The organism is Klebsiella sp. CN_Kp091 (assembly GCF_040065095.1).
In the GTDB taxonomy this organism is placed as follows: Bacteria; Pseudomonadota; Gammaproteobacteria; order Enterobacterales; family Enterobacteriaceae; genus Klebsiella; species Klebsiella aerogenes.
This window is the reverse complement of the sequence record NZ_JBEAIO010000049.1, coordinates 973,431-1,000,176: the sequence shown is the minus strand read 5'-3', so window position 1 is coordinate 1,000,176 and position 26,746 is coordinate 973,431. Positions and strand designations below refer to the sequence as shown.

26 protein-coding genes and 1 pseudogene are annotated in these 26,746 nt (G+C 55.9%); 14 read left to right on the top strand and 13 right to left on the bottom strand.

Annotated features, from left to right (window positions below; genetic code table 11):
* Nucleotides 1-5 precede the first annotated feature (5 nt).
* The 8 genes from ABLV17_RS25385 to xthA form a co-directional block, all read right to left on the bottom strand.
* On the bottom strand, nucleotides 6-1,313 hold the full coding sequence (locus tag ABLV17_RS25385; RefSeq protein ID WP_348854773.1) for a rhodanese-like domain-containing protein: 1,308 nt from the start codon (nucleotides 1,311-1,313) through the stop codon (nucleotides 6-8).
* 75 nt (nucleotides 1,314-1,388) lie between these two features.
* Nucleotides 1,389-2,033, bottom strand: coding sequence for an ATP-binding cassette domain-containing protein (locus ABLV17_RS25380; RefSeq protein WP_348854772.1), 645 nt, complete (start codon nucleotides 2,031-2,033; stop codon nucleotides 1,389-1,391).
* Nucleotides 2,033-3,565 carry a thiamine ABC transporter permease gene (locus tag ABLV17_RS25375; RefSeq protein WP_348854771.1) on the bottom strand — a complete coding sequence of 511 codons (1,533 nt, stop codon included), beginning with the start codon at nucleotides 3,563-3,565 and terminating at the stop codon, nucleotides 2,033-2,035. Before ABLV17_RS25375 ends, ABLV17_RS25380 begins: the two co-directional genes overlap by 1 nt.
* Nucleotides 3,538-4,716, bottom strand: coding sequence for an ABC transporter substrate-binding protein (locus ABLV17_RS25370; RefSeq protein WP_213794831.1), 1,179 nt, complete (start codon nucleotides 4,714-4,716; stop codon nucleotides 3,538-3,540). Before ABLV17_RS25370 ends, ABLV17_RS25375 begins: the two co-directional genes overlap by 28 nt.
* Before the next feature lie 9 nt (nucleotides 4,717-4,725).
* Complete coding sequence (locus ABLV17_RS25365) at nucleotides 4,726-5,289, bottom strand: carboxymuconolactone decarboxylase family protein (RefSeq protein WP_087859338.1); 564 nt, start codon at nucleotides 5,287-5,289, stop codon at nucleotides 4,726-4,728.
* Nucleotides 5,286-5,996, bottom strand: coding sequence for a TVP38/TMEM64 family protein (locus tag ABLV17_RS25360; protein WP_183269065.1), 711 nt, complete (start codon nucleotides 5,994-5,996; stop codon nucleotides 5,286-5,288). Before ABLV17_RS25360 ends, ABLV17_RS25365 begins: the two co-directional genes overlap by 4 nt.
* Nucleotides 5,983-6,642 (bottom strand): TVP38/TMEM64 family protein, encoded by a 660-nt coding sequence (locus ABLV17_RS25355; protein ID WP_213794841.1) that lies wholly within the window; start codon nucleotides 6,640-6,642, stop codon nucleotides 5,983-5,985. Before ABLV17_RS25355 ends, ABLV17_RS25360 begins: the two co-directional genes overlap by 14 nt.
* Before the next feature lie 198 nt (nucleotides 6,643-6,840).
* Entirely contained in the window at nucleotides 6,841-7,647 is an 807-nt protein-coding gene (xthA, locus tag ABLV17_RS25350) for an exodeoxyribonuclease III (RefSeq protein ID WP_045393250.1), read from the bottom strand.
* A 446-nt stretch (nucleotides 7,648-8,093) separates the two neighbouring features.
* Between xthA and ABLV17_RS25345 the strand changes: the two genes are divergently transcribed.
* The 5 genes from ABLV17_RS25345 to spy all read left to right on the top strand — a co-directional run bounded on the left by ABLV17_RS25345 (nucleotide 8,094) and on the right by spy (nucleotide 13,702).
* Nucleotides 8,094-9,314 (top strand): aspartate aminotransferase family protein, encoded by a 1,221-nt coding sequence (locus ABLV17_RS25345; protein WP_087859342.1) that lies wholly within the window; start codon nucleotides 8,094-8,096, stop codon nucleotides 9,312-9,314.
* Nucleotides 9,311-10,345 (top strand): arginine N-succinyltransferase, encoded by a 1,035-nt coding sequence (gene astA, locus ABLV17_RS25340; protein ID WP_213794830.1) that lies wholly within the window; start codon nucleotides 9,311-9,313, stop codon nucleotides 10,343-10,345. The genes ABLV17_RS25345 and astA overlap by 4 nt, the downstream gene beginning before the upstream one ends.
* Nucleotides 10,342-11,817, top strand: coding sequence for a succinylglutamate-semialdehyde dehydrogenase (gene astD, locus ABLV17_RS25335; RefSeq protein WP_213794829.1), 1,476 nt, complete (start codon nucleotides 10,342-10,344; stop codon nucleotides 11,815-11,817). Before astA ends, astD begins: the two co-directional genes overlap by 4 nt.
* A gap of 72 nt (nucleotides 11,818-11,889) precedes the next feature.
* Nucleotides 11,890-12,852, top strand: coding sequence for a succinylglutamate desuccinylase (gene astE, locus ABLV17_RS25330; protein WP_213794828.1), 963 nt, complete (start codon nucleotides 11,890-11,892; stop codon nucleotides 12,850-12,852).
* 367 nt (nucleotides 12,853-13,219) lie between these two features.
* Nucleotides 13,220-13,702 (top strand): ATP-independent periplasmic protein-refolding chaperone Spy, encoded by a 483-nt coding sequence (gene spy / locus ABLV17_RS25325; protein WP_015366179.1) that lies wholly within the window; start codon nucleotides 13,220-13,222, stop codon nucleotides 13,700-13,702.
* Nucleotides 13,703-13,793: 91 nt separating this feature from the next.
* On the opposite strand, the gene cho is transcribed toward spy, so the two are convergent.
* Together cho and nadE are read right to left on the bottom strand one after the other, a co-directional pair.
* On the bottom strand, nucleotides 13,794-14,657 hold the full coding sequence (gene cho, locus ABLV17_RS25320; RefSeq protein WP_213794827.1) for an excinuclease Cho: 864 nt from the start codon (nucleotides 14,655-14,657) through the stop codon (nucleotides 13,794-13,796).
* A gap of 101 nt (nucleotides 14,658-14,758) precedes the next feature.
* Nucleotides 14,759-15,586, bottom strand: a complete 828-nt coding sequence (nadE, locus tag ABLV17_RS25315) for an ammonia-dependent NAD(+) synthetase (RefSeq protein ID WP_348854769.1) — start codon at nucleotides 15,584-15,586, stop codon at nucleotides 14,759-14,761.
* 295 nt (nucleotides 15,587-15,881) lie between these two features.
* Between nadE and osmE the strand changes: the two genes are divergently transcribed.
* From osmE to chbG, 8 genes and pseudogenes are all read left to right on the top strand, one after another.
* A complete protein-coding gene (gene osmE / locus ABLV17_RS25310) occupies nucleotides 15,882-16,220 on the top strand; it encodes an osmotically-inducible lipoprotein OsmE (protein ID WP_045393231.1) in 339 nt (112 codons plus the stop codon).
* Between the two features lie 275 nt (nucleotides 16,221-16,495).
* Nucleotides 16,496-16,816, top strand: a complete 321-nt coding sequence (gene chbB / locus ABLV17_RS25305) for a PTS N,N'-diacetylchitobiose transporter subunit IIB (RefSeq protein WP_015366183.1) — start codon at nucleotides 16,496-16,498, stop codon at nucleotides 16,814-16,816.
* Between the two features lie 70 nt (nucleotides 16,817-16,886).
* Nucleotides 16,887-16,952 (top strand): annotated as a pseudogene (locus ABLV17_RS25300) (hypothetical protein); the annotation flags it as partial.
* Nucleotides 16,953-16,963: 11 nt separating this feature from the next.
* Nucleotides 16,964-18,322 (top strand): PTS N,N'-diacetylchitobiose transporter subunit IIC, encoded by a 1,359-nt coding sequence (chbC, locus tag ABLV17_RS25295; protein ID WP_015366184.1) that lies wholly within the window; start codon nucleotides 16,964-16,966, stop codon nucleotides 18,320-18,322.
* A 52-nt stretch (nucleotides 18,323-18,374) separates the two neighbouring features.
* On the top strand, nucleotides 18,375-18,722 hold the full coding sequence (gene chbA / locus ABLV17_RS25290) for a PTS N,N'-diacetylchitobiose transporter subunit IIA (protein WP_015366185.1): 348 nt from the start codon (nucleotides 18,375-18,377) through the stop codon (nucleotides 18,720-18,722).
* Nucleotides 18,723-18,734: 12 nt separating this feature from the next.
* Nucleotides 18,735-19,574 carry a transcriptional regulator ChbR gene (chbR, locus tag ABLV17_RS25285; RefSeq protein ID WP_045393229.1) on the top strand — a complete coding sequence of 280 codons (840 nt, stop codon included), beginning with the start codon at nucleotides 18,735-18,737 and terminating at the stop codon, nucleotides 19,572-19,574.
* 102 nt (nucleotides 19,575-19,676) lie between these two features.
* Complete coding sequence (locus ABLV17_RS25280; protein WP_087859349.1) at nucleotides 19,677-21,023, top strand: 6-phospho-beta-glucosidase; 1,347 nt, start codon at nucleotides 19,677-19,679, stop codon at nucleotides 21,021-21,023.
* Nucleotides 21,024-21,035: 12 nt separating this feature from the next.
* On the top strand, nucleotides 21,036-21,794 hold the full coding sequence (gene chbG / locus ABLV17_RS25275; RefSeq protein WP_348854768.1) for a chitin disaccharide deacetylase: 759 nt from the start codon (nucleotides 21,036-21,038) through the stop codon (nucleotides 21,792-21,794).
* A 41-nt stretch (nucleotides 21,795-21,835) separates the two neighbouring features.
* Here the strand turns inward: chbG and katE are convergent, their stop codons facing one another.
* Complete coding sequence (gene katE, locus ABLV17_RS25270) at nucleotides 21,836-24,094, bottom strand: catalase HPII (RefSeq protein WP_348854767.1); 2,259 nt, start codon at nucleotides 24,092-24,094, stop codon at nucleotides 21,836-21,838.
* 205 nt (nucleotides 24,095-24,299) lie between these two features.
* On the opposite strand from katE, the gene cedA reads away from it, so the two are divergent.
* The gene (cedA, locus tag ABLV17_RS25265; protein ID WP_259678455.1) at nucleotides 24,300-24,539 is read left to right on the top strand and encodes a cell division activator CedA; all 240 of its coding nucleotides are present in this window, start codon (nucleotides 24,300-24,302) and stop codon (nucleotides 24,537-24,539) included.
* A gap of 56 nt (nucleotides 24,540-24,595) precedes the next feature.
* Here cedA and ABLV17_RS25260 read toward each other — a convergent pair whose 3' ends face one another.
* The gene (locus tag ABLV17_RS25260) at nucleotides 24,596-25,987 is read right to left on the bottom strand and encodes an L-cystine transporter (protein ID WP_015366191.1); all 1,392 of its coding nucleotides are present in this window, start codon (nucleotides 25,985-25,987) and stop codon (nucleotides 24,596-24,598) included.
* A 133-nt stretch (nucleotides 25,988-26,120) separates the two neighbouring features.
* Nucleotides 26,121-26,711: a metal-dependent hydrolase gene (locus ABLV17_RS25255; protein WP_015705758.1), complete on the bottom strand. Its 591-nt coding sequence runs from the start codon at nucleotides 26,709-26,711 to the stop codon at nucleotides 26,121-26,123.
* Nucleotides 26,712-26,746 lie beyond the last annotated feature (35 nt).

Genomic DNA, 26,746 nt, shown 5'->3' with positions numbered 1-26,746 from the left:
TAGGATTATTTGCTGCTGTCCGGGCCGCGTTCGCCGGTGGCTACCGGATTTTGCGGATTACCGCTCCATTCGTACCAGCCGCCGTCATAAACGGAGACGTTTTTCCAGCCCATCGCTCTGGCGTACATGAAGGTCTCCGAGGCGCGCCAGCCTGTGCCACAGTAAAACGAGACCTGCTGGTTGGGCAGAATGTTCCACTGTTTCCACATCGCCGCGATATCATCGGCGCTGCGCATGGTGCCGTCCGGATTATGGAAGTCTTCCATATGCGTGGAATCGCTGCCGGCATGACCCCAGCGGGCGCCAGCAATATCGCCCTTCGGCTTGATGTAGCTATAGCCGCTGGTGGTGCCGATAAATTCCGGCCACGAACGGACGCTGACCAGCGACGCATCCTGGCGGTGTAGTAACCCACGCGCCTGTTCGGTATCGAGCATTAACTGCGGCTGACCGGGGATCGGCGCGCCGAAATCCGGCACCGCTTTTTCTTTGGCTGGCATGCCGCGCTCGACCCGCAGATTCGCGTCGGACCAGCTTTTCCAACCGCCGTCGAGCAGGCGTACATCTTTCACCCCGGCATACAGCATGATCTGCGCGACGCGCGCGGCGGCGTAGACGTCGCGGCCGTACAGAATCACTGTGGTGTCATGGCGAATACCGTGTTTAGCCAGCATCGCTTTTAGCTGTTCATCGGACACTTTGTTCCACAGCGGCTCGCTTTCCACTTCATTGGTATCAATATAACCGGCGCCGGGAATATGATTCAGCAGATAAAACTTCGGCGCGCCCCAGGCCACTTCAAACAGTTTCCAGTCGCCCTGCGGGGCGGCGGTAACGGTTTTACCTTGCTGTAAATCGTGGATCCACTGCGGATACACCAGCTGCTCAAAGTGCGGCAGCTTCTGCAGACGCTCGCTCTGACTGAAGGCGTCGCTAAGCATGCTGAGCTTCGTGAATCCGGCTTCTTTTAGGCGCGCCGCAACCCTGGCGTTATCGTCAGCGCCGCCATATAACGCGATTGGCGTATCGGCCTGCAGCTGGTGCTGAGTAGCCCATGCACGCAGTTGTTCGTTGCTCATTGCGCCAAGCCAGCTAGCAGAGAGATTTAGCGCCTGCGGTTCATGGCCCTCTGGGCCGTTGGCGCTTTGCGGCCAACCGTTATAGAAAGCGCTGAGGCGAGTGTCTATCGCTACGCCGTGCCGCTGTTGCAGCGTTGAAAAGTCCAGCGTTGGCATGGTATCAGCGGCGAAAGTAGAGGAAGCAGCAAGCCCCATGAGCAGGGCGAGTGCGGTCAATTGAGAAACACGTTTCATCGAAATGCCCGACGGTAGAAAGAGGAGGGCTCATTCTCTGCTCCTGATAAGGGAATTTCTTTGCGATAACGCAGGTTAGGCGGAATTTGCCTGCCAGGCGGCAATATTAATACAGCGTCCGCCCGGTGGGAGATCCTGGCTGTCGTGAGTTACCAGGAGCGCCGGGATTGCCAGCCGGTCAATTTCCGCAAACACCCACTGGCGAAAATCGGCGCGAAGTTCTGCATCCAGGCGATTAAAAGGCTCATCCAGCAGCAGCGCTTGCGGTCTCGCCAGCAGAGCGCGCAGCAGGCTGACGCGCGCGCGCTGTCCGCCGGAGAGCGTGGCCGGATCGCGCGAGGCGAAGCCCGGCATACCGGCGCGCGCCAGCGCCTGTTCAACTTCAACCTGGCGCGCCGCGCCGCGGATCTCCGCAGGCAGGGCGAGCTGTAAATTGTTGCCCACGCTGAAGTGGTCAAACAGTAGCGCATCCTGAAACAGGATGCCAATGCGCCGCGCTTCGGTGGCGAGCCTGTCGCAGCGGCGTTCGTTGAGCCATAATTCACCTTCGGCGCGAAAAGTGTCGGCAAGCGCGCCGATCATCCAGGCAAAAAGGGTTGATTTACCGCTGCCGGATGGGCCCATCAGGGTCAACACTTCGCCGGGGGCGACAGAAAAATTTACTCCACATAACAGCGGTTGGCGGTGGAGGGTTAATGTCAGGTTGTGAACGGTTAGCATTAGCGTAATCCCCGGCGGCTACGGCCTATAAACCAGGCCATCAGCGCAGTAACCATAAAGCAGATCGCCGGTAGCAGCAATTGCCATAACGCTTGCGCGGCAAGCCGCGTGCTGTCGCCGCCGCTGCTCAACGCTACCGCTTCGCTGGTCAATGTTGGCGTCCGTCCGCCGCCGAGCCACACGGTCGGCAGATATTGCGCGATACTCACCGAAAACCCGACTGCCAGCGCGGTGAGCAGCGGGCGCGCCATTGACGGCAATTTGACCCACCAAAACAGGCGGCCGCGCCGCCAGCCAAGCGTACGGGCAATCAATAACAGCCGTGGATCAAGATTGCGCCACGCCGGGGAGAGGATAAACAGCATCCATGGCACGACCCATAACAGATGCCCCCATAATACCGTCATCAATTGACCGTCGAGCCAGCCCGCGAGCGCTAATTGATATTGACCATCGGCAAGCGGCAGCGTCGGGATGATTAATGGCAGCCAGAGTCCGTTATATCTGGCGGGACCGAACTCCAGCCACAGCAGACACAGCGCGGCCCCCAGTATCGCCGCGCCTAACGCCAGCCAGAGGCTGTTGCCGATCGCCTCAGCCGTTGGCAGCGTCCATTGTGAAATGCCAGCCAACAGCAACGCGCAAACCAGACCGCAGGCGGGTACCGCCTGCGCCAGAATATGTCCCGTCGCTGCGTTGGCAGGGGGGGCGCGCTTGCCGCGTAGTGCGGGAATGCTTTGCCGCCAGCGGCGCCAGCCTACCGATGCGATGGCCGCGAAGATTAACGTGAAGGCAAGCAGCAGCAGGCTGGCCAGCGCGCCTTTCGCCTGTTGCAGCGGATCGCCCTGATTAAGCCACTGCCACGCCAGTACCGCCAGCGTTGGTGGATTTCCAGGACCGATCACCAAAGCGACATCCACCGCCGACAGACTCCAGGCGACGGTGGCCAGCAGAACAAGGCTCATCGATGGCAGCAGCGCTGGTACAATAATCCACTGCAGACATTGCCTGCGGTTGTAGCCGAGGGTTTTCATGACTACGGTTTGGGCGGCCAGCTGTTTTTCGCCCAGTACGCCATACGCCACCCACAGTAAAAAAGCGCTCTCTTTGACCGCCATTGTCAGGCCCAGACCGATACCGTAGCGATCGGCCGGTGGGCTCAAGGCGGGAAACAGACGATACAGCCAGCCGCCTTCGGCAAATAGCAGCAGGGCGGCGGTGGCGAAAGCGACATGGGGTACGGCCAGCAGCAGCGGTAATCTTCTCGCCAGGCGCTGCCAGCCGGCGGCTGGCCATAACGCGCCAATCACCGTCAGGGTGATGAACAGCGCGCCGCCCACCGCCAGTAGCGTAGAAACTAGCGTCGCGGCCAGCGCCTGCGGCAACTGCGGATCGCTAAATAGCCCCCGCCAGGCCGCGGCGTCGACGGCGGGTATCGCCATCAAAGCGGCGGCGGGAAGCATGGGGAGGTAGATAAGCGCTATCGCTCCCCACGTCAGCGCAATTAGTGGGTACCGTAGCGGCGCAACCATTCCTGCTCCAGCGCGTCAACCCAGGCGGCGTGCGGTTCTGCCAGCATCGGCGGCGTCGCTTTCGGTTGTACGGCGTACAATGCGGCGCGCTGGGCGTCGTTGAGTCTTTCGGGATCGAGTACGCTGGGATCGCCCCAGATTTGCGGATCGGCTTTGCGTAACTGAGCCTGTGGCGACAGCAGGAAGTTGGCAACCACCTGTGCGCCTGCCGTCGCGCGGGCGTTGGCGGGGATAGCGACAAAATGCACGTTGCCGAGCATCCCTTGTTTAAAACCGAAGCTATAACTGTCTGGCGGAAGTTCGCCGCTGGCGGCTTTTTGCTGCGCATGCAGCGGATTGAAGGTCAGCGATAGTTGTAGCGTGCCTTGCGCCAGCATCGCGTCCATCCGCGCCGGCGACAGCGGAAAATCGCGGCCCTGGCGCCAGAGCAGCGGGTGTAGCCTGTCGAGATAGGCCCAAAGCGGCGCGGTCACCGCGGCGAAACTTGTCTCCTGCGGCGGCTGTCGCAGGGCCTCCGGCCGATCGGTCAACGCAACCAGCAACTGCTCAAGGAAAGCGGTGCCGGTAAAATCCGGCGGCCGCGGATAGGTGACGCTGCCTGGATGCGCTGTGGCGAAAGCCAGTAGCGCCTGTGCGCTGTTCGGTGGTTCAGCCAGCTGCGATCGGCGGGCGATAAAAGTCAGCTGCGCGCCGCCCCACGGGGATTCCGCGCCGTCGGTGGCGAGGGAGAAATCTTCGCGAACCGGTTTTCGCGTATCGACGTAGCGCCAGTTAGGCAGCTTTTCAGCCCAGCCGCTTTGCAGTAAATTCGCCTGCTTCAACGTGCGGAAATTCTCGCCATTAACCCACAATAAATCGATTGAACCGCCGCGGGAACGCCCGGCACGCGCCTCGGTCTGAATACGCTTAACGGCATCGGCGGCATCGGCGATATGTACAATACGCAGATCGACGGCGTAATCGCGTTTCACCTCGGCGCTGACCCAGTCGAGGTAGCGGTTAACCGCCGGGTCGCCGCCCCAGGCGTTAAACCACACCGTCTGGCCACGCGCCTGCTGGCTGATGCTCTGCCAGTTCTCGTCGGCGTTGGCGAGAGTCGGGGCCAGCAGCAGCGCGGCAAGCCAAATTAAACAATAACGCAGACTGCGCATATTGACTCCTTAGGGATGAGTGTCGGAAACATCGGGCTTCGGGATTTGGCACAGGCCCTGCGCCGGGATCGCCAGCGCGGAATTAAAGCGTGCGGATAAATTTTGCAGGCCGATCAGCGCGGTTAGCTCGGTTAACGCCTGGGCATCGAACTGCTGCGCCAGCCGGGCGCGCAACGCATCATCGACGGTGGGCGGCGTCATGCTCGCCGCTTCGGCATATTCCAGCGCCAACCGTTCGCTATCGCTGAATAATCCGCTGTTGCGCCAGTCATTAACCGCCAATAGCTTTTCGCTGCCGCCGGCGCGCTGCGCCAGTTTCATACTGGTGATATCAATGCAAAATTCACAGTGACACAACTGGGCGATACGGGCGCTCACCAACGAGCGTAGCAGCGGATCGAGCGGCGAGCGCCGGCGTTCCAGATATCCGACAAACATTGAGACCAGATAAAACGCCAGCGGGATGCGCCCCCACCAGCGGATAGGGCTGAGTACCGCGCCATAATGGCGACGGTGTAGCCACGCCTGCGGGCGCAGGATCAATGGAATCGACGTTAACGGCGGTAGATTCATGGCGATTTCCTGTTGTGATGCGCAACGTATTGCGCTTTGACTATCGCGACTACGATAGCTAAAGCGAACAAAATAGATAAACCGCTGAGCAGCCAGAACCGCCCCCCCGTCAGCAGGCTTCCGGCCCACGAGTAGACGATAGTCGCCGGTAATTGGCCGACGCCGGTGGCAACCATAAAATGGCGAAAGCGGATTGAGGTTAGGCCAGCGGCATAGCTCACCGGATCGAAAGGGACGAAGGGCAGCAGGCGGCAAACCAGGATGGTGTGCTTGCCGTAGCGCCTAAAAAAGCCATCTACGCTCTGTAATACCGTCTTGCCGGTCAGTTTTTCTACCACTTCACGGCCCAGTACGCGGGCAATAAAAAAACACAGCGCCGCGCCAGCCATCGCGCTGACCCATGACAACACGCCGCCCCACAGTGCGCCGAACAGCGAAGCATTGGCGAAGGTAATTAAAAATGCCGGCAGCGGCGCGACAATCGCCTGCAGGATCATCAGCCCGAAAGAGACCAGCGCCGCCAGCGGGCCATAAGCGTGAATAAAACGCTCCAGCGCCTGCTGATCGAGAGTGGCAAACGCGCTAAGGCTATGTTGCACAAAGGAGCGTACGCCCGGTATTAACCACCAGCCGATGAACGCCGCCAGCGCCAGCAGGACGATAGCGCCGCGTGAGAGCCACAGCCGTTTTCTGTTATCCATTTTCATCGCTTACCGCGGATGTTGCGACACTAATGCGTTTATAGCGGCCATACCGCCTGGCGGCCTGGGTTAATACAAAAAGCATCAGGCCGGCGATGCTGAGTTTGCCAATAAAGGCCAGGGTGATGCCATCGCGGGCCAGTTCGCTGGCCATAAAAGTATAAATAAACAATCCCGGTAGGGTGGCGATGGTGGAGATAAACGTAAAGGACCAGAAGGGGATCGCCGTCAACCCATAGGCATAGTTCTGCAGATTATAAGGAAACAGCGGCACCAGCCTGGTGAAAATCAGAAAATCGCAGCCTCCGCGGGCAATGCCGCGCTCGAACGCCTGAAAAACGGCATGGTGACCGCAATAGCGCTGCAGCGCTTCGCGCCCCAGCCAGCGGGCCAGCAGGAACGACAGCGATGAGGCGATAGTCGCGGCGATAAGCGAGAGAAGCGTGCCCAACCAGGGGCCGAATATCATACCGCCGACGATGACCAACGCGCTGCCGGGCATCAGGCACAAGGCGGCGATGATAAACAGCAGGATATAAAGCGCATAGCCTGCGCTACCGCTGTGCAGAATAAGTAATTGAAGATCGTGAAGGTGGCTGAGCAGTCGCGTCAGCCCGGCGTGATGAACAAGCCATGCCAGCAGGGCAAACAGGAGTACGGCAAACAGCAGTTTATAGCGTGTTGGATAACGGCTTCTTTTGCATGGGGGTCTCCTGTCTTCGTTTTGCCCGGCAGGAAACGCCGGGTGCGCGCGACAGTATAGTAAATTGCCGCGAGCGACAATGTATACCGTTCACTTTATTGATTTTGCTCAGGATAGCGGGGCTCCGCGCCGGAGCCCCAAGAAGAATTACGGCTTAAAGGTTGCCCATACCGGCGCATGATCGGAAGGCTTTTCCATCCCGCGGATGTCGTAATCGATGCCGGTTTCGACGCAGCGCTGAGCCAGCGGCGAGCTTGCCAGCAGCAGGTCGATACGCAGACCGCGGTTGTCATCAAAACCTTTAGAGCGGTAATCGAACCATGAGAAGCGCTCATTATTATCCGGGTTGGCGTGACGCCAGGTATCCACCAGGCCCCAGCCCAGCAGACGATCCATCCATTCACGCTCTTCCGGCAGGAAGGAACACTTACCGGTGCGCAGCCAGCGTTTGCGGTTCTCTTCACCAATGCCGATATCAAGATCGGTAGGGCTAATATTCATATCGCCCATGATAAGCACCGGATTTTCTTTGTTCAGCTCGGTATCGAGGTAGTTCTGCAGATTCTGATAAAACGCCGCTTTCGCCGGGAACTTGGTCTCGTGGTCGCGGCTCTCTCCTTGCGGGAAATAGCCGTTAATTACCGTGACATTGCCAAACGGCGAGGGGATTTCCGCCATGATGATGCGGCGTTGCGCATCTTCGCCGTCGCCCGGGAAGCCGCGACGCACGGCTATCGGAGTCTCTTTGGTCAGCAGCGCGACGCCGTAATGGCCTTTTTGCCCATGGTAAAAGACGTTGTAGCCCAGCTTCGCCACCTCTTCGAGAGGAAACATATCGTCGTGTACTTTGGTTTCCTGGAGGCCGATAACATCGGGCTGATGTTTATCGACGATGGCGGCCAGTTGATGGGGGCGGGCACGCAGGCCGTTGATATTAAAAGAGATGAATTTCATAGTCGCTGCCACTGTGCAAGGTGAATAGTGCAAGGATGTTAGCAGAATTTCATCATGGTGGCTGCCGGCAGGTGGTTAATTCTACCGATTACTGCGGTTGGCGAGCGAATCGCACAAATTATGCACCGTTTTGGCGCATGTCGCGCCAAAAAAGCGCAGATATCTACGATAAATTTCGTAGAGGATCACAATTACAGAATTATATCTTATCGCTGCATAACTTCTCGTCGTTTTCCTCTATCCATCGCCGTTTATTTGATGATTATTCACTAAATATGCATTTTTATTGAATAATTAGTTTCTGTAACTCATTGATATCACGTGATTGAGCTCAATTTATGCATTTTTGCCTCTGGCTGGCACGATGCGTGCAATCTACATTTACAGCGTAATAACTCATAAATTTTAACATTGTGCTTACTTTTAATTTACCGGAAGAGGTCGATATGTCTCAGTCAATTACGCGTAGCAATTTTGATCAATGGATGATGCCGGTATATGCGCCGGCGGCTTTTATTCCGGTACGCGGCGAAGGTTCACGGTTGTGGGATCAGCAGGGGAAAGAGTATATCGATTTTGCCGGCGGTATCGCGGTGAATGCGCTGGGGCACGCTAACCCACAGTTAGTAAAAGCGCTGACCGAGCAGGCGGGAAAATTCTGGCATACCGGTAACGGCTACACCAACGAACCGGCGCTACGCCTTGCCAAACAGCTTATCGACGCCACCTTTGCCGACCGCGTTTTCTTCTGTAACTCCGGCGCCGAAGCCAACGAAGCGGCGCTGAAACTGGCGCGTAAATACGCCCACGATCATTACGGCAGCCACAAAAGCGGCATTGTCGCGTTCAAAAACGCCTTCCACGGGCGCACATTGTTCACCGTGTCCGCTGGCGGCCAGCCTTCCTATTCGCAGGATTTTGCGCCGCTGCCGCCGCAGATCCAACATGCTACCTATAACGACCTCGACTCGGCGCGCGCGATGATTAATGACGACACCTGCGCGGTGATCGTCGAGCCGATGCAGGGCGAGGGCGGCGTGGTGCCGGCGAAAGCGGAATTTTTGCGCGGCCTGCGCGAACTGTGCGACCAGCACAACGCGCTACTGATTTTTGATGAGGTACAAACCGGCGTCGGGCGTACCGGCGAATTGTATGCCTATATGCACTACGCCGTGACGCCGGACGTCCTGTCGACGGCGAAAGCGCTGGGCGGCGGCTTCCCGATCGGCGCGCTGTTGGCGACGGAGAAATGCGCCAGCGTGATGACCGTCGGCACCCATGGCACGACCTACGGCGGCAACCCACTCGCCACCGCTGTTGCCGGGGAGCTGCTGTCTATCGTCAATACCCCAGCGCTTTTGAACGGCGTTAAACAACGTCACCAGTGGTTTAGCGAACGCCTGAGCGCGATTAACGCCAAATACGGCCTGTTCAAGGAAATTCGCGGATTGGGGCTGCTGATTGGTTGTGTACTGAACGACGAATATGCCGGGAAAGCTAAAGCCATTAGTACCCAGGCGGCGGAAGATGGGCTGATGGTACTGATTGCCGGGGCAAACGTCGTTCGCTTCGCTCCGGCCCTTAACGTGAGCGAGGAAGAGGTGAACACCGGTCTCGATCGCTTTGAGCTGGCCTGCCGTCACTTCCTTGCGGGAGTTTCATCATGATGGTGATCCGACCGGTTGAAAAAGCCGATTTGCCGGGGCTGATGGCCCTGGCGGGGGAAACCGGTGGCGGCCTGACGTCGCTGCCGGCGGACGAACCCACGCTGGCTGCCCGCATTGAACGCTCCCAGCGCACCTGGCGCGGCGAACTGCCGAAAAGCGAGCAGGGCTATGTCTTTGTGCTGGAAGATAGCGTCAGCGGCGCGGTCGTTGGGATCTGCGCGATTGAAGTCGCCGTTGGCCTCAACGATCCCTGGTACAACTATCGGGTCGGCACGCAGGTACATGCATCAAAAGAGCTCAACGTTTATCACGCGCTGCCAACGCTGTTTCTTAGCAACGATCACACCGGCTGTAGCGAACTCTGCACGCTGTTTCTCGATCCGGCATGGCGTAAAGAGGGCAATGGCTACCTGTTGTCGAAATCACGACTGCTGTTTATGGCCGGTTTCCGCGACCACTTTAATGACAAAGTGGTCGCCGAGATGCGCGGCGTGATTGATGAGCATGGCTATTCTCCGTTCTGGGAAAGCCTCGGCAAGCGCTTCTTCGCGATTGAATTTTCCCGCGCCGATTATCTCTCCGGCACCGGTAAAAAAGCGTTTATCGCCGCATTAATGCCAAAACATCCGTTATATATCGACTTTCTTTCCGATGAAGCGCGGGCGGTCATCGGCCAGGTTCATCCGCAAACGGCGCCTGCGCGTGCAGTACTGGAAAAAGAAGGTTTCCGTTTTAACAACTACATCGACATTTTTGACGGCGGCCCGACGCTGGAGTGCGAAATCGACCGGGTGCGGGCGATACGCAAAAGCCGCCTGCTGACGGTGGAAGAAGGGCAGCCTGCGCCGGGAGAGTGGCCGCAGTGTCTGGTCACCAACGAGCAGTATCAGCAGTTCCGCGCCATTTTGGTCCATGCCGATCCGGATAGCGAAACGTTGCAGCTGAGCGCGCGTGAGCTGGATACGCTGAAATGCCACCCAGGCGACCGCGTACGGATGGTCCGCCTGATCCCGGAGGAGAAAGCATCATGAGTTTATGGATTAACGGCGAATGGCAAAGCGGGCGCGGCCCGCAGCGCAGTAAATATAACCCGGTCAACCAGGCGCTGCTGTGGCAGGGAAATGACGCCGACGCCGGGCAGGTCGCGCAGGCGGTTAGCGCCGCGCGTCAGGCTTTTCCCGCCTGGGCCCGCCTGCCATTTAGCGCGCGTCAGGCGATCGTCGAGAAGTTTGCGGCGCTGCTGGAAGAGAACAAAAGCCAGCTGACGGCGATTATTGCCGCCGAGACCGGTAAACCGCGCTGGGAGGCGGCCACGGAAATTACCGCCATGATAAATAAGGTGGCAATCTCAGTGCGCGCCTATCATAGCCGCACCGGCGAGAGCGAGACGGCGATGGCCGACGGCGCCGCCACGCTGCGCCACCGTCCCCACGGGGTACTGGCGGTGTTCGGACCGTATAACTTCCCGGGCCATTTACCTAACGGACATATCGTGCCGGCGCTACTCGCCGGTAATACTGTCGTCTTTAAGCCCAGCGAGCTTACGCCGCAAACCGGCGAAGCGGTGGTGAAGCTATGGGCGGAGGCGGGCTTACCCGCTGGGGTCTTGAATCTACTGCAGGGCGCTCGGGAGACCGGCGAGGCGCTGAGCGGGCAGGCGGATATCGATGGACTGTTGTTCACCGGCAGCTCCGCGACCGGCTTCCAACTGCATCGCCAACTGGCCGGGCAGCCGCAAAAAATCCTCGCTCTCGAAATGGGCGGCAACAACCCGCTGATTGTTGACGAACCGCAGGATATTGACGCTGCGGTCCACCTGACCATCCAGTCGGCATTTATCACCGCCGGGCAGCGTTGTACCTGCGCGCGCCGCCTGTTGGTGAAGCGCGGCGCGACGGGCGATGCGTTTTTGCAGCGTTTAGTGACAGTGTCACAACGTCTTATTCCCGGCGAGTGGGATGCGCAGCCGCAGCCGTTCCTGGGCGGACTGGTATCGCCGCAGGCCGCGCAAAAGGTGCATCAGGCCTGGCTTGGGCATGTGGCGAGCGGCGGACAGACGTTACTGGAGCCGCGTCTACTGCGCGACGGTACCTCGCTGCTGACGCCGGGGATCATCGACATGAGCAACGTACAGCAGGTGGCGGATGAAGAAGTTTTTGGCCCGCTGTTGTGCGTGTGGCGCTATGACGATTTCACGCAAGCGATCGCGATGGCTAACGCCACCCGGTTCGGTCTCTCCTGCGGATTGATTTCCGCCGAGCGCGACAAATTTGAGCGCCTGTTGCTGGAGGCCCGCGCCGGGATCGTCAACTGGAACAAGCCGCTCACCGGCGCCGCCAGTACCGCGCCGTTTGGCGGAACCGGCGCTTCGGGAAATCATCGTCCAGGCGCCTGGTACGCCGCCGATTATTGCGCCTGGCCGATGGCCAGCCTGGAATCTGCCGAACTGACGCTACCGGAGACGCTCAGTCCGGGTCTGGATTTTTCATCGCAGGCAAGCTGATTAAGGCACGCGAGGCCAGACTGTCGGCCTCGCGTGCTTTCCTCGATCCGTTTCAGTAATAGAGGAGGCGTCGTGGACGACTTTCTGGCATTAACTCTGGCGGGGCGCTGGCCGCATCAATTTCATGGCGAAACCGCCCATTTTCGTTGGCACTGGATCGATTGCGGCATCCTGCTGTTGACCCCGCATGCGCGCTGCGAACGTTCACTGGTGCTTTCGTGCGGTATTCACGGCAATGAAACCGCGCCGGTGGAGATGGTTAACGCTTTGCTTCAGCAGTTATTTAGTGGCGAACTGCCGCTGCGCTGGCGTGTGCTGGTGATATTCGGCAACCCGCCGGCGCTGCGGCAAAATAAACGCTATCTCGAAAGCGATATGAACCGCATGTTCGGCGAGCGATGGCGCAAATTCGCCCCCGGTGGTGAAACGGTGCGGGCGCGGCAGTTGGAAGGCGCTGTGACGCGTTTCTTTAGCGATAGCCATGGCGTGCGCTGGCATCTGGATATGCATACCGCTATTCGCGGCTCGCTGCATCCGCGCTTTGGCGTATTGCCGGCACGCGAGGAGCCGTGGAGTGAAGATTTTCTCAGCTGGCTTGGCGCGGCCGGGCTGGAGGCGCTGGTGTTTCATCAACAACCGGCGGGAACCTTTACCCACTTTAGTTGCGAACGTTTTGCCGCGCTGGCCTGTACGCTGGAGTTGGGCAAAGCGCTGCCTTTTGGCGACAACGATTTAACCCAATTCTCAGAGACGCAGCGGGCGTTAAGTAGACTATTGGTGGGCGATTTAACCGTGGAAGAGGCGCCTGCGCCGCTGCGCTACCGGGTGGTGCAGCAGATCACGCGCCACAGCGACCAGTTCCGGTTGCATATGTCAGGGGAAACGCTCAATTTTACGCCGTTCAGCGCCGGGACGCTGCTGGCGGAGGATGGCGAAACGCGCTATGTCGTCGAAAAGGCGCAAGAGTACGTGCTGTTTCCCAACCCCGGCGTGGCGCCAGGGCTACGGGCTGGGCTGATGCTGGAACGGTTGTAATTCCCTTTCTTAACTATTCACAGCCGTTGTTGTTCGCGGTTGTGAATATCGAGTGAAATATCGCTGTACGCCGATCTTATTTATTTGTGCCATTGATATGGTTTGCGGATTATTCCTGGTTAAATGCTTTGTTTTTAATCTCTACTGTTTTATAATCTTCACAGTTTCCTTATAAAACAGCTTGTTATTTATTTTTTGTTGCATATCCCTCCTCATTTTCCTTATTTTCTCCACAATTGGTGAGAAAATGTTTTTTACACTTTCATTGTTTTACGCTTGCACTGACTAATTGACGATAAAGCGCGTAAAGTTAATCTCGTCAACACGGCAATGCGCCGTCAGAATAACTGATAGTAAGGACATAACCATGAAGAAGATTACTGCTCTGTTTGTTGCCTCTACTCTGGCTCTGGGTGCTGCTAACCTGGCTCACGCGGCCGATACTACCGCCACCACCCAAACCGACAGCAAACCGATGATGCACCATAAAGGTATGCCGGGTCATCACGATATGATGTTCAAAGACCTGAACCTGACCGATGCGCAAAAACAGCAGGTTCGCGACATCATGAAAAGCCAGCGCCAGAACATGAAACGTCCGTCCCTTGACGAACGTCGCGCCATGCACGATCTGATCGCCAGCGATACTTTCGACAAAGCGAAAGCCAGCGCGCAGATTGATAAAATGGAAGCGCAGCATAAAGAGATGATGCTTTCCCGTATGGAAACCCAGAACAAGATTTACAACATCCTGACGCCAGAACAGAAAAAACAGTTCAATGCGAATTTTGAGAAGCATCTGACAGAACGTAAAGCGCCGGAAGGTAAAATGCCTGCACCTGCTGAGTAATCAGCGCCAAGAATGAAGACCGCCGGTCTTGCCCAATCATTGCCATTAAGGCTTTGGGCAGGGCCGGCGGTTTTTTACGTTTACGATATCATTAGCCAAGCGGGTGCAGCTGATACTCACCGCTGAGCAAAGGCTTACAAAGGATCTTGTAGCCATCGTGATCGAAACCGGCTGGCAGTGTGGTGAGTTCAGCGGCCTGCGTCATTGAATCCACCGCGCCCAGCCACAGCCAGTTATGAATGATGTGATACTGAACCATATCCGGACCGCGCTCTTCCAGCGCCACCGGGCCTGCCCACGGCCAGCATACCAGCTGAAGCTTACTCATCTGCGCCAGCAGCCGCTGATTATGCTCTTCGACGCGCTCTCTACCGCAGCAGGCGCCGGCGCAGCGCCCCAGCGCGGAACGAAAACAGGCGCGCCCGCGACTCAGCGGCTCCAGCCCCAGAATGCCATAACACAGACGGTGCTCATCGGCGATGCTCTGCAGCGCCTGGAAGGCCGCGCGGCGGTTAGCGAACAGGCCGTAGAGGTGCTGTTGATGGGAGAAATCGACTTCTCGCGCATACACAATTTGCGGTTTACCCGCCTCCAGCAGCCAGGAGCAGAGCTGCTTATTACGCCGCAGTCGTTTATTAAACAGCGGCTGCTGTTCTTTAATTAACCGCGCTTCAAGTAACAGCGCGCCTAATTCCCCGGCGGTGCGTTGCCAGCTGATGCGCCGCGCCTGCCGCAGCATGGAGGCTTCGTCAGCGGTGCGCAAGTGCGACAGCACCCGGCTGCGGATATTCACGCTCTTACCGATATAAAGCGGCAATGTTTCGCTTTCACCATGAAACTGATATACCCCCGGCAGCTTTGGCAAGGCCTCCAGCCATGGGCGCAAATGTTCGGGATACTCATAGATTGCCGCCGCCTCAAATTCCAGACGCGGGGCTGATTGCTTTCTGGCCACAACAACTCCTGATACTGTTTATGTATCCAGTATAGCAGGCGAATTTTGCGGCGAAAAGGACAAAAAATAACCCCGGCGCTGGCCGGGGTGTCGGGGAATCGTTACTTCTTCCAGAAATCGTCGAAAACGGTAATTGGCGGGCGGCGCTTATGCTCGGTTTTCAGATACCAGCCTTCGATGGTTTTGGCGATGTTCTCGTCCAGGGTTTTGCCTTCCAGATAGTCATCAATGTTTTCGTAGGTCACGCCTAGCGCGATTTCATCCGGCAGAGAAGGGCGGTCATCTTCGAGATCGGCGGTCGGCTGCTTCATATAAAGGTGCTCAGGACAGCCCAACTGCGCCAATAGCTGTTTACCCTGACGTTTATTGAGGCGGAAGATAGGGTTAATATCGGTTCCGCCATCGCCGTATTTCGTAAAGAAGCCGGTGATCGCTTCTGCGGCATGGTCAGTTCCCACGACCACGCCTTTGGTCATGCCGGCGATACTGTATTGCGCTTTCATTCGCTCACGGGCTTTCTCGTTGCCGCGAACAAAATCGCTCAGCTCAATACCCGCTTCTCGCAACGCCTGCTCGCTGGCCAGCACCGCGCCTTTGATATTGACGGTCAGCACGCGGTCAGGTTGGATAAATTCGATGGCATCCTGGCAATCCTGCTCATCGGCCTGGACGCCATAGGGCAGGCGCACGGCGATAAATTGCAGGCTCCGATCGCCGCTTTCAGCGCGCAGCTCATCGATCGCCATCTGACAGAGTTTGCCGGTAAGGGTCGAATCCTGACCGCCGCTAATCCCGAGCACCAGTGATTTAATGAACGGATAGGTCTGCAGATAGGATTTCAGGAAATCCACGCTGCGGCGAATTTCGCCTTCGACATCAATCTGCGGCTTCGCGCCCAGCGCCTGAATAATTTGTTGTTGAAGCGTCATTACGCCCTCCGGAAAGTGAGCCTGTATGGCAACCAGCATGGTCTAAAACTACCTCTTTGCTGCTGAAACGACAAGGCTGGTACCGCTGACTGACGGAAAAGAAGGCAGCCAATGACATAGTCTTTACTTATGGTGTGTCAGGAAGTCCGTAGAGGAGTTCGTTCCGTCGCTGTTTTTTTGCACATATCTGGTTACCAGAAAAGTTCTGAATTTACATGAATTCGACGTTTGGCTTGAAAAATAACGCTTTTTATTCCAGGCTTAAAACACGCCGATTACATAATGAGGACGGAATATGAACAAAAAATTAGCAGGATTGATGGGCGCAGCGGCAGTATTAACCATGCTGGCAGGGTGTACGGCCTATGACCGCACCAAAGACCAGTTCACACAGCCAGTTGTTAAGGATGTCAAAAAAGGCATGACCCGCAGCCAGGTTATGCAGATTGCCGGTAAACCGTCGTCTGAAGTCACCATGATCCACGCGCGCGGAACCTGCCAGACTTATATCCTGGGTCAACGGGATGGTAAAATTGAAACCTACTTTGTCGCGCTGGACGAAACCGGTCACGTGATGAACTCTGGCTACCAGACCTGCGCCGAGTACGACACCGATCCACGTAACAGCAAATAACTACGCGTCATAAGCTGAGAGCTACGAAAGCCCGACCATTGGTCGGGCTTTTTTATGGCGGCTAATGCTTATTTAATTGCGCGAATTATTTGGGGGAAATGTGAGGGTAGTCAAAACGCGAGGTCAATGAGAGACAATTCTGTTCAACAGGGAATTATCCTGCCGCCAAATGTTGCCGTATACTCAATGCATAAACAAAACTAACCGAAAGTTACCAGTCTTACCGGCTCTCAGCCAGCGCTGAAGCCCTGGTCCTACACATTGAGGAAGCGTTCATGGAAAAGAAACATATCTATCTGTTCTGCTCGGCTGGCATGTCCACTTCATTACTGGTCTCCAAAATGCGCGCCCAGGCGGAAAAGTATGAGGTCCCGGTTATTATTGAAGCGTATCCTGAAACGCTGGCCGGCGAAAAAGGTCCGGAAGCGGATGTCGTATTATTAGGGCCACAAATTGCTTATATGTTGCCGGAAATTCAACGTCTACTGCCGAACAAACCGGTAGAGGTAATTGATTCGATTCTGTACGGTAAAGTTGATGGCTTAGGTGTATTGAAAGCGGCCGTCGCGGCCATTAAGAAAGCTGCTGCACAATAATTTTATTTTTTAAACTCGCGATATTCTGGCGTCTGGTAGTTAATTAATACTAGCCGCCACGATATTCAACAGTTTATTTTCCCGTCAAAGAGTAATTTCATACATCATCGCCGTAATATTTTATTGCGGCTTTTAAGGGTATTTACTATGAGTAAAGTGATCGATTCGCTTGAAAAGGTACTCCTTCCTTTTGCAGTTAAAATAGGAAAGCAACCGCACATTAATGCGATTAAAAACGGCTTTATTAAATTAATGCCGCTGACCCTCGCCGGGGCCATGTTCGTATTAATCAACAACGTTTTTCTGAGCTTTGGTGAAGGTTCTTTCTTTTATTCAATGGGGATTCGTCTGGATGCCTCCACCATTGAAACCTTAAACGGCTTTAAAGCCATCGGCGGTAATGTCTACAACGGTACATTGGGCATTATGTCGCTGATGGCGCCGTTCTTTATCGGCGCCGCGCTGGCCGAGGAGCGTAAAGTCGACCCCATGGCAGCAGGTCTGCTGGCGGTTGCCGCCTTTATGACCGTCACGCCTTATAGCGTGGGTGAAGCCTACGCCGTCGGCGCCAACTGGCTCGGCGGGCAGAACATCATCTCCGGGATGATTATCGGCCTGGTGGTGGCGGAACTGTTCACCTTTGTTATTCGCCGTAACTGGGTCATCAAACTGCCGGATAGCGTACCGTCATCGGTATCACGTTCCTTCTCGGCGCTGATCCCGGGCTTCCTGATTTTGTCAGTCTTCGGCATTATTTCGTGGATTCTGTCAAACTACGGCAGCAACTTCCATCAGATCATCATGGACTCCATCTCCACGCCGCTGGCGGCGATGGGCAGCGTCGTTGGCTGGGCGTACGTTATCTTTAACTCCCTGCTGTGGTTCTTCGGGGTGCACGGCTCGCTGGCGCTGACCGCGCTGGATAACGGTATTATGACGCCGTGGGCGCTGGAAAACATCGCGCTGTATAACCAGTATGGTTCTGTCGACGCGGCCATCGAAGCCGGCAAACAGTTTCACTTCTGGGCGAAGCCGATGCTCGACTCCTACATCCTGCTGGGTGGTTCCGGTGCGACGCTGGGTCTGATTATCGCCATCTTCATCGCTTCTCGCCGCGCCGATCATCGTCAGGTCGCTAAGCTGGCGCTGCCGTCAGGCATCTTCCAGATTAACGAACCGATTCTGTTCGGTCTGCCGATCATCATGAACCCGGTTATGTTCATCCCGTTCGTGCTGGTACAACCGATTCTGGCCGCGATTACGCTGGCCGCTTACAGCCTCGGCATTATCCCACCGGTGACCAACCTGGCGCCTTGGACGATGCCAACCGGTTTGGGCGCTTTCTTTAACAGTAACGGTAGCGTTGCTGCCCTGCTGGTCGCGCTCTTCAACCTTTGTGTCGCTACTGCCGTGTACCTGCCGTTCGTCATCCTGTCGAACAAAGCGCAGAGCACCATCGAGCAGGAAGAGAGCGAAGAAGATATTGCTAACGCACTGAAATTCTGATGTCGAGCGGTACGGGTTCACCCCGTACCGCCTGAGAAACGAGGGAAATATTATGTTTGATCTGGATAACATCGACGCGGTAGAAACCCCGGAAAATGACCTCGAAGAGGTGGTGATGGGGCTGATTATCAACTCCGGGCAGGCGCGTAGCCTGGCTTATGCGGCGCTGAAGCAGGCAAAGCAGGGGGATTTCGCCGCCGCGAAATCGATGATGGAGCAATCGCGGATGGCGCTGAGCGAAGCACATCGCGTCCAGACCCAGCTGATTGAAAGCGATGAAGGCGAGGGCAAGATGAAGGTAAGTCTGGTGCTGGTTCATGCGCAGGATCATCTGATGACCTCAATGCTGGCCCGTGAACTGGTGGCCGAATTGATCGAGCTGCATGAGAAGGTACAATAGGCTATCCGAACGATGAGGCAGCCGAAAATGATGACCACCGAGATCAGTACCGCCAGGGAACAACAGCTCTTCAACGGGAAAAACTTTCATGTGGTCATCTATAACAAAACGGAGAGCGTGAGCGGGCTTCACCAGCATGATTACTACGAATTCACTATCGTTTTAACCGGGCGCTATTATCAGGAAATTAATGGCAAACGGGTGTTGCTGGAGCGCGGGGACTTTGTCTTCATCCCAATGGGGTCGCACCATCAGAGCTTTTACGAGTTTGGTGCGACGCGCATTCTTAACGTTGGCATCAGCAGACGCTTCTTTGAGAAACATTATCTGCCGCTGCTGCCGTTCGGTCTGGTCGCCTCTCAGGTCTATGCGGTGCAAAGCGCCTTTCTCAGTTATATCGAGTCGGTTATTGCTTCACTGAATTTTCGTGAGACTGAATTTGACGAGTTTATTGAACTGGTCTCGTTTTACACCATTAACCGCTTACGTCATTATCGTGAAGAGCCCGTTGAAGATGTGATTCCTCACTGGCTGAAAAATACCGTAGAGGATATGCACGATAAAAATAAATTTGGCGAAAGCGCGCTGGAAAATATGGTGCAATTGTCCGGGAAAACGCAAGAATATTTAACCCGGGCGACCCAGCGCTATTATGGTAAGACGCCGATGCAGATCATTAATGATATCCGCATCAATTTCGCGAAAAAACAGCTGGAAATCACCAACTATTCGGTCACTGATATTGCGTATGAATCAGGATATAGCAGCCCAAGTCTGTTTATTAAAACTTTCAAGAAGCTGACCTCATTCACGCCAAGCAGTTATCGTAAACAGCTGACCAATATTAATTAACTCGCAGCGGTATTTACCGCGCGGTTTATTCATTCAAGTTAACTGTCCGCATTTATGCGGAGAGCGGTCTACGTCTACGCGTAGCGCCTAAGGGAGAAAGATATGAGCCAGAAATTAAAAGTCGTGACTATCGGCGGCGGTAGCAGCTATACCCCGGAATTACTGGAAGGTTTTCTCAAACGCTATCATGAGCTGCCGGTAACGGAACTGTGGCTGGTGGACGTGGAAGAAGGGCAGGAGAAGCTCGATATCATCCATGCGCTGTGCCAGCGGATGGTAGAAAAAGCCGGCGTGCCGATGAAAGTCTACAAAACGCTGGATCGCCGCGCGGCGCTGGAAGGGGCGGATTTCGTCACCACGCAGCTGCGCGTTGGCCAGCTGAAAGCGCGTGAAAAAGATGAACGTATCCCGCTAAGCCACGGCTATCTGGGCCAGGAAACCAACGGTGCGGGCGGTCTGTTTAAAGGTCTGCGTACCATCCCGGTGATTTTCGATATCGTCAAAGATGTGCAGGAAATTTGCCCCGACGCGTGGATCATTAACTTTACCAACCCGGCGGGTATGGTCACCGAGGCGGTTTACCGCCACACCAACTTCAAGCGCTTTATCGGCGTGTGCAACATTCCAATCGGTATGAAGATGTTTATTACCGATGTGCTGCAACTGAATCCGAGCGATGAGCTGAATATCGATCTGTTCGGTCTTAACCACCTGGTATTTGTTCGCGATGTACTGGTCAATGGCGTGTCGCGCTTCGATGAACTGCTGGACGGTGTGGCTTCAGGCCGCCTGACCGCGAACTCGGTGAAAAATATCTTCGATCTGCCGTTTAGCGAAGGATTGATTCGCTCACTGCGCCTGATCCCATGCTCGTATCTGCTTTATTACTTCAAGCCGAAAGAGATGCTGGCGATTGAGATGGGTGAGTACTACAAAGGCGGCGCGCGCGCTCAGGTGGTGCAGAAGGTTGAAAAGCAGCTGTTCGAACTTTACAAAAATCCGGATCTGAACATTAAGCCGAAGGAGCTTGAGCAGCGTGGCGGCGCTTACTACTCTGATGCCGCCTGCGAGGTGATTAACGCCATCTACAATGATAAGCAGGCCGAGCACTATGTGAATATTCCGCACCATGGCCATGTTGATAATATTCCGGCCGACTGGGCGGTAGAAATGACCTGTACGCTGGGCCGCGACGGCGCGAAACCCACGCCGCGAATCACGCATTTTGATGAAAAAGTGCTGGGACTGATTTATACCATCAAAGGCTTTGAAGTGGCGGCCAGCCAGGCGGCAATGAGCGGCGAGCTCAATGATGTGCTGCTGGCGCTCAATTTAAGCCCGCTGATTCATTCGGATCGCGATGCCGAGCAGCTGGCGCGGGAGATGATCCTCGCCCATGAGAAGTGGCTGCCGAATTTTGCAGCGACTATCGAAAAACTGAAACAGTAATGGGAGCGGCCGATGGAACGCGTATTGATCGTTAACGCCGATGATTATGGCCTGAGCAAAGGGCAGAATTACGGCATTATCGAAGCCTGCAAGAATGGACTGGTGACGTCGACTACGGCGTTGGTCAACGGCGCGGCTATCGGCCACGCCGCCCAATTAAGCCGCAGCCTGCCCGAGCTGGCGGTGGGCATGCACTTTGTGTTGACGCTGGGCGAGCCATTATCGGTGATGCCGGGGTTAACCCGCGACGGGCGGTTGGGCAAATGGATTTGGCAGATGGCGGAAGAGGACAGCCTACCGCTGGATGAGATCGCCCACGAACTGGAGTGTCAGTACCGGCGTTTTATCGAACTGTTTGGTTGCGAACCAACGCACATCGACAGTCACCACCATGTGCATATGATTGCGCAGATCTACCCCATCGTCGCCGCCTTTGCGCGCGAAAAGGGCGTCGCTTTGCGTATCGATCGTCAGGTGGCGGCGCTGAATGGCCTCGACCAGGATGCGGCGCGCAGTAGCGATGGCTTCAGCAGTGAATTTTACGGTGAAGCGGTTTCACAAGCGCTGTTCCTGCAAACGCTGGATGCATCGCTCGAACGGCAAGAAAACTCGCTGGAAGTGATGTGTCATCCGGCATTTGTCGATAACACCATTATGGGCAGCGCTTACTGCTATCCGCGGCTGACCGAACTGGACGTGCTGACGTCCGGCGAACTGAAATACGCGATCGCGGAACGCGGCTACAGGCTCGGAAACTATCGCGACGTATAAAGAGAGGAAAGCCCGGCAGCCATGAACTGCCGGGCTTTTTACTATGCGGGTATGGCCGCAACTTTACTGCTTCTGGACCAGATGCGATGCGCGGCCAGTAGCGTCAGCAGCTTATCGACGCTAAGCGTATTAATCGCGTCACATTCGATAACCCCTTCTTCACCCGCAGCGGGCACCTGTAGCAGCGAACTAAACTGCCGCGCATCGCCCGCCAGTAAAATGGGCTTCAGATGCTTATAGGCTTCCAGCAGGTAGTAGCGGGCATCGCCGTTATCGCTGATGCTGCTCAGGTCGCCGCCGGGAACAATAACCGCATCAACCGTCAACGATGGCGAGCCGGCGAAGGTTCCGGCGATCGGTAGCTGCGATCCATCATCGGCGCTGACTTCGCCCATACGCGAATAGAGCAGTTTGCTGTGGACGCCTCTGGCCTGCAGCGCCTGCAACAGGTTGAGTACATCCTGCGCGCAGGTCTTCTCATTGAGTAATACCGCGACAATTCGCCCTTTTACATCGCCATCGCCATCGGCGTAAAGACTGAGGGTAGGATCTTTCTCCACGCCGTTGACCGGCGCTGGTGGAGCAATATTCCGCTGCTCATCGCTGAGTTCGATACCGAGATTGTTGGCTACCGCTTCCGCCAGCCCGATATCAATATGCGCCAGATGATCGACCACCCGCTCGCGGATCCAGACTCTCACCACTTTGCTCAGCTCAAAACTAAAGCCGCCGATAATGTGCTGTTGCTCGATCGGCGTCTGGCTGAGCCAGAACAGGCGAGGTTGGGCGTAGTATTCGCCGAAGGAGGGACTACGGTTACGGATTTTCTCGCCATCAACACGTTCCGCCAGCGATTCAAAGCCGCCGCGTTTCGGCGCCGGCGGCGTTTCGCGAGGCCAGTTATCGTTGATAGAGTTAGGCTCATAGTTTGCCGGATTGGTATCAATCTCCATTCGGTGCATGCCGTCACGCTGGAAATTATGATACGGGCAGGTGGGGCGGTTAATTGGAATTTCGTGGAAATTTGGCCCGCCGAGGCGGCTAATTTGCGTATCGGTATAGGAGAAAAGTCGCCCTTGCAGCAGCGGGTCGTTACTAAAATCGATACCCGGCACAATATGACCAGGATGGAATGCCGCCTGTTCGTTCTCAGCGAAGAAGTTGTCGGGGTTACGGCTAAGCACCATTTTTCCGACTCGTTGTACGGGTACCAGCGCTTCCGGAATGAGCTTGGTCGGATCCAGCAGATCGAAGTCGAAATCGAACTCGTTTTCCTCCGGAATTAACTGCAAGCCGAGCTCAAACTCCGGATAATCGCCAGCCTCAATGGCTTCCCATAAATCGCGGCGATGGAAGTCCGGATCGCGGCCGGTCAATTTCTGCGCCTCATCCCACACCAGCGATGCTTTACCGGCCACCGGTTTCCAGTGGAAGCGCACAAAGGTGGCTTTGCCTTCGGCGTTGATCAGGCGGAAGGTATGAATGCCGAAACCTTCCATCGTACGATAACTGCGCGGTAAGCCGCGGTCTGACATGGCCCACATCACGTTATGCAGCGTTTCCGGCTGTAGCGAAACATAATCCCAGAAGGTGTCATGAGCGCTTTGTCCCTGTGGGATTGCCCAGTGCGGTTCAGGTTTCACCGCATGGACAAAGTCGGGAAATTTAATCGCATCCTGGATAAAGAAAATTGGCGTGTTGTTGCCCACCAGATCGAAAATGCCCTCTTCGGTATAGAATTTGGTGGCGAAGCCGCGGATATCGCGCACGGTATCGGCTGAACCCGCGCCGCCCTGAACGGTAGAGAAGCGGACAAAAACGGGGGTGATTTTTTCCGGTGCGGACAGAAAATCGGCTTTGGTAATCTCTTTCAGGCTTTTGTAAGGCTGGAAATAGCCGTGTGCGGCGGAACCGCGAGCATGAACGATACGCTCGGGAATGCGTTCATGGTCAAAATGGGTAATTTTCTCACGTAAGATAAAATCTTCCAGCAACGTTGGCCCGCGGTTGCCGGCGCGCAACGAGTTTTGATCGTCGGCGATGCGTACCCCCTGATTGGTGGTCAGCGGAAAGTTTTCACCACCTTTACGCTGCGGCTCGAGGGTATCTAATTTTATGCTGTGGGTATCCGGCGCTTTCAGGCTACCCGGCGCCGTCGGTTCCTCCCCGGGCGCGGTTGGCTGGGGAGTAGGGCGCCACTCGCGATCTTCTGGCGCCAGTGAATCGAGGCCCGGTTTTGCTTCATCGCTATCGTGTACCGGAGCCTGTCGGCTGTGTGGGTCGTGGTGCTTTTCTGACATCTGCTCGTCTCCTGCTTTCATTGCTAAAAGTGGTCGTTGCTAAACCAAAACCCTTCTAACTATAGAACATTGTGCTGAGGATGCCGCTCTGAAAGGAATGGAGTTATCCTAAAATGCGCATCGTGCCAGGAGGGGCGACGAAAAGGGGGGCGATCGGCTATGATAGGGGTTTATGTTCCCGCTTTGCTTAGTGAATCCATCTGTTATGAAAACATTGCGCCAACAAAATCGCCCTGTCATTAGCTACGTGCCGCGCGTCGAGCCTGCGCCGCCGGATCATGCCGTTAAAATGGACCATTTTCGCGATGTCTGGATATTGCGGGGCAAGTATGTCGCCTTTGTACTGATGGGCGAGCGTTTCCGCCGTTCTCCGGCGTTCACCGTGCCGGAATCGGCGCAGCGTTGGGCTAATCAGATACGCCAGGATGGTGAAATAGAGGCTTGAGCTTGTAGGCAAAAAAAAGCCGCTGAATTTCAGCGGCTTTTTTGTGGCTGTTAACGTTAGCGATGCGCCAGCTCGGCGTCTTCTTCGCTATCGAGGATAGCTTTATCCGTCTGGCGCAGCCACTGGCTGGTCAGCGTGCCGGCGGTCATTGAGCCGTTAACGTTAAGGGCGGTACGGCCCATATCAATCAGCGGCTCGACGGAAATCAACAGTGCGACCAACGTGACCGGCAGACCCATCGCCGGCAGCACGATCAATGCCGCGAAGGTGGCGCCGCCGCCAACGCCGGCTACGCCCGCGGAGCTCACGGTGACGATACCCACGAGGGTGGCAATCCACATTGGATCCAACGGGTTGATGCCAACGGTCGGGGCTACCATTACCGCCAGCATTGCCGGATAGATACCGGCGCAGCCGTTCTGACCAATCGTCGCGCCGAATGAGGCGGAGAAGCTGGCAATAGATTCCGGTACACCCAGACGGCGCGTCTGCGCTTCCACGTTCAGCGGAATAGAAGCCGCGCTGGAACGGCTGGTGAAGGCGAAGGTAATCACCGGCCAGACTTTACGGAAATACTTCAGCGGACTGACGCCATTGACGGCTAACAGCAGACCGTGCACCACAAACATGATGCCCAACGCGATGTAAGAAGCCACGACGAAACCGCCGAGCTTGATAATGTCGTGCAGGTTGGAGCCGGCAACCACTTTGGTCATCAGCGCCAGCACGCCGTATGGGGTCAGCTGCATCACCAGACGCACCAGCTTCATCACCCAGCCCTGCAGCGTGTCGATGGCGGTCAGAACGCGTTGACCTTTCTCCACATCGTCTTTCAGCAGCTTCAGCGCCGCAACGCCAAGGAACGCCGAGAAGATAACGATGCTGATGATAGAAGTCGGGTTCGCGCCGGTCAGATCGGCAAACGGGTTCTTCGGCACAAACGACAGGATCAGCTGCGGAACGCTCAGATCTGATACTTTACCGACATAGTTGCTTTGGATGGCGTTCAGACGGGCGGTTTCCGCGCTGCCCTGCACCAGGCCTTCAGCGGTGAGGCCAAACAGGTTGGTCACCAGCACGCCGACCAGCGCGGCGATGAGAGTGGTGAACAACAGCGTACCGATACTCAGGAAACTGATTTTACCCAGCTGTGAGGCATTGTGCAGACGAGCCACCGCGCTCAGAATTGAGGCGAAGACCAGCGGCATGACGATCATCTGCAGCAGCTGCACATAACCGTTACCGACGATATTGAACCACTGAATAGAATCTTTCAGAACCTGGCTGTCGGAGCCGTAAACCAGCTGCAGGCCGAGACCAAAGATAACGCCGATAACGAGACCGACCAGTACTTTTTTAGCGAGGCTCCACTGTTTGTGGCGGGTTTGAGCCAGCGCAAACAGTAAAACCGCGAACACGACAACGTTCGCTATTAATGGAAAATTCATCCCCGTTCTCCTGATATCTTGTTACCTGGGTTGGTCTGAAACCAACTCTTATGGCGCCAAGAGTAGCAGAAGGCCTTATTGCTTTCTTATACTCAAATGGAATGGGTTATAACCAAAAAACCATTTAGCGTATTTATCGTTCAGCCTGATGGTTAATAAAGCGATTAAAGGTTATTTGCAGCGAATTAATCATATTTGATGACCAGCGCACGGCGCTATTTTCGGCCATGCTCTGCGGCATCCAGACGGCGTAAATGAACAGCGCCATGCACAGCGCGCGTTCTAGCTGATTGCCTTTGCGCGGCGCGAGGATTGGTAGGCGGAACCGCCAGCGGCACGGCCACAGCAGCGGTACGCCAGCCGGGGTGAGCATATCGGCAAGTATATGACTGAGGTAGCCCAGCACTAAACCCTGCAGCGCATCCGCTGGGATAATCCAGCTCTCAGGTACTTTCAGGTAGAACAGCGCCAGCGCGCCGAATACCGCCAGCAGACTGTGGGTAAAACCGCGGTGGCCAAAGGCGCGCGCTACCGGTTTCGAGACCCAGCTTAAGCGCTGCCCGAGGAAAGATTTTGGATGGTCGATGTCGGGCAGCAGGCAGGTTAGCACGGCGGAAGGAACGATATGCCACCAGTCCCCCTGCGCCAGCACGGGGGTTAGTTCTGCATTTTTTGCAAATACCGCACAGGCGATAGAAAAGAAGAGGTGGCCTTCCGCCGTCATGATAAAAACCCTAAACTGTCAATTCATACAGTATA

What these genes read in the sequence shown, in the direction of transcription:
- ABLV17_RS25385 (WP_348854773.1), bottom strand. Translation starts at nt 1,313, where the DNA reads ATGAAACGTGTTTCTCAATTGACCGCACTCGCCCTGCTCATGGGGCTT.
- ABLV17_RS25380 (WP_348854772.1), bottom strand. Translation starts at nt 2,033, where the DNA reads ATGCTAACCGTTCACAACCTGACATTAACCCTCCACCGCCAACCGCTG.
- ABLV17_RS25375 (WP_348854771.1), bottom strand. Translation starts at nt 3,565, where the DNA reads ATGGTTGCGCCGCTACGGTACCCACTAATTGCGCTGACGTGGGGAGCG.
- ABLV17_RS25370 (WP_213794831.1), bottom strand. Translation starts at nt 4,716, where the DNA reads ATGCGCAGTCTGCGTTATTGTTTAATTTGGCTTGCCGCGCTGCTGCTG.
- ABLV17_RS25365 (WP_087859338.1), bottom strand. Translation starts at nt 5,289, where the DNA reads ATGAATCTACCGCCGTTAACGTCGATTCCATTGATCCTGCGCCCGCAG.
- ABLV17_RS25360 (WP_183269065.1), bottom strand. Translation starts at nt 5,996, where the DNA reads ATGAAAATGGATAACAGAAAACGGCTGTGGCTCTCACGCGGCGCTATC.
- xthA (WP_045393250.1), bottom strand. Translation starts at nt 7,647, where the DNA reads ATGAAATTCATCTCTTTTAATATCAACGGCCTGCGTGCCCGCCCCCAT.
- ABLV17_RS25345 (WP_087859342.1), top strand. Translation starts at nt 8,094, where the DNA reads ATGTCTCAGTCAATTACGCGTAGCAATTTTGATCAATGGATGATGCCG.
- astA (WP_213794830.1), top strand. Translation starts at nt 9,311, where the DNA reads ATGATGGTGATCCGACCGGTTGAAAAAGCCGATTTGCCGGGGCTGATG.
- astD (WP_213794829.1), top strand. Translation starts at nt 10,342, where the DNA reads ATGAGTTTATGGATTAACGGCGAATGGCAAAGCGGGCGCGGCCCGCAG.
- spy (WP_015366179.1), top strand. Translation starts at nt 13,220, where the DNA reads ATGAAGAAGATTACTGCTCTGTTTGTTGCCTCTACTCTGGCTCTGGGT.
- nadE (WP_348854769.1), bottom strand. Translation starts at nt 15,586, where the DNA reads ATGACGCTTCAACAACAAATTATTCAGGCGCTGGGCGCGAAGCCGCAG.
- osmE (WP_045393231.1), top strand. Translation starts at nt 15,882, where the DNA reads ATGAACAAAAAATTAGCAGGATTGATGGGCGCAGCGGCAGTATTAACC.
- chbB (WP_015366183.1), top strand. Translation starts at nt 16,496, where the DNA reads ATGGAAAAGAAACATATCTATCTGTTCTGCTCGGCTGGCATGTCCACT.
- chbC (WP_015366184.1), top strand. Translation starts at nt 16,964, where the DNA reads ATGAGTAAAGTGATCGATTCGCTTGAAAAGGTACTCCTTCCTTTTGCA.
- chbA (WP_015366185.1), top strand. Translation starts at nt 18,375, where the DNA reads ATGTTTGATCTGGATAACATCGACGCGGTAGAAACCCCGGAAAATGAC.
- chbR (WP_045393229.1), top strand. Translation starts at nt 18,735, where the DNA reads ATGAGGCAGCCGAAAATGATGACCACCGAGATCAGTACCGCCAGGGAA.
- ABLV17_RS25280 (WP_087859349.1), top strand. Translation starts at nt 19,677, where the DNA reads ATGAGCCAGAAATTAAAAGTCGTGACTATCGGCGGCGGTAGCAGCTAT.
- chbG (WP_348854768.1), top strand. Translation starts at nt 21,036, where the DNA reads ATGGAACGCGTATTGATCGTTAACGCCGATGATTATGGCCTGAGCAAA.
- katE (WP_348854767.1), bottom strand. Translation starts at nt 24,094, where the DNA reads ATGTCAGAAAAGCACCACGACCCACACAGCCGACAGGCTCCGGTACAC.
- cedA (WP_259678455.1), top strand. Translation starts at nt 24,300, where the DNA reads ATGAAAACATTGCGCCAACAAAATCGCCCTGTCATTAGCTACGTGCCG.
- ABLV17_RS25260 (WP_015366191.1), bottom strand. Translation starts at nt 25,987, where the DNA reads ATGAATTTTCCATTAATAGCGAACGTTGTCGTGTTCGCGGTTTTACTG.
- ABLV17_RS25255 (WP_015705758.1), bottom strand. Translation starts at nt 26,711, where the DNA reads ATGACGGCGGAAGGCCACCTCTTCTTTTCTATCGCCTGTGCGGTATTT.